General features: G+C 68.1%; 1 protein-coding gene. It reads left to right on the top strand.

Features of this window, described 5'->3' with window-relative positions:
• Positions 1–109: 109 nt before the first annotated feature.
• The coding region (sigJ, locus tag B4F73_RS01005) for an RNA polymerase sigma factor SigJ (protein ID WP_290482308.1) at positions 110–963 on the top strand (854 nt) is incomplete at its 3' end.

Here is a 963-nt window from a genome sequence, read left to right as displayed (position 1 = left end):
CCTTCGCCGCCGCCTCCGGCCGGATCTATCCCGTGCTCAAGCGCGGCATGGGCCATGGCAAGGCCTGCCAGAGGCTGGACTTTGCCGGCAAAGAAGTGATCCTCCCCGCATGAGCGCCGACACCGCCATCTTCGAGGCCGAACGCCCCGGCCTGACCGCCCTGTGCTATCGCATGCTGGGCGAGCGGGCTGGCGCGGAAGACGCTGTACAGGACACATGGCTGCGCTGGCAGCGAACAGACCGCACGCGCATCGAGAACCCCCGCGCCTGGCTGCGTCGCACCGCCGCCCGCATAGCCATCGACGCGCTGCGCTCGGCTCGCGCACGCCGGGAAACCTATCCCGGCCCGTGGCTGCCCGAACCCATTGTCGAGTCTCCCTCGCTTGGCGTCGAGGAGAAATTCGCCCTCGCCCAGGAATGCGAGCTCGCCTTGCTGTGGGCGATGGAGCGATTGTCGGAAACCGAGCGCGCCGCCTTCATCCTGCGTGAAGCCTTCGACGCCGGCTATGACGAAATTGCCGCCGTCACAGGCAAGTCCGAAGCCGCCTGCCGCCAACTGGTCAGCCGCGCCCACAAACGCCTGCAGGAGAGCGGCCCGCGCTTTGACGCCGCCCCGTCTGAAGTCGCGGACCTCCTCCAGCGCTTCATGGCCGCCGCCGCTGCACAGGACCATGCCGCCGTGCTTGGCCTGCTCGCGCCAGAGGCCACCGCCTACACCGATGGCGGCCGCAAGGCCCGCGCCGCACTACGTCCGCTGCGCGGACCGGCTGACATTGTTCAGGTCTTGATGGCCGTGATGATGAAGGATGCCAAGTCTGACGCTACATGGACCATGGAGCCCGCTCTTGCCAATGGCGCCCCGGCGCTCCTCCGCAGACTGAACGGAAAGGTCGATCTCGTCCTCACCCTCGCCCCGGACACAACCGGCCGCATCGCCTGGCTCTACGCCATGCGCAACCCGGA

The organism is Hyphomonas sp. UBA3601, from assembly GCF_002375605.1.
Classification (GTDB): domain Bacteria; phylum Pseudomonadota; class Alphaproteobacteria; order Caulobacterales; family Hyphomonadaceae; genus Hyphomonas.
This window is presented reverse-complemented; position numbering and strand designations above follow the sequence as displayed.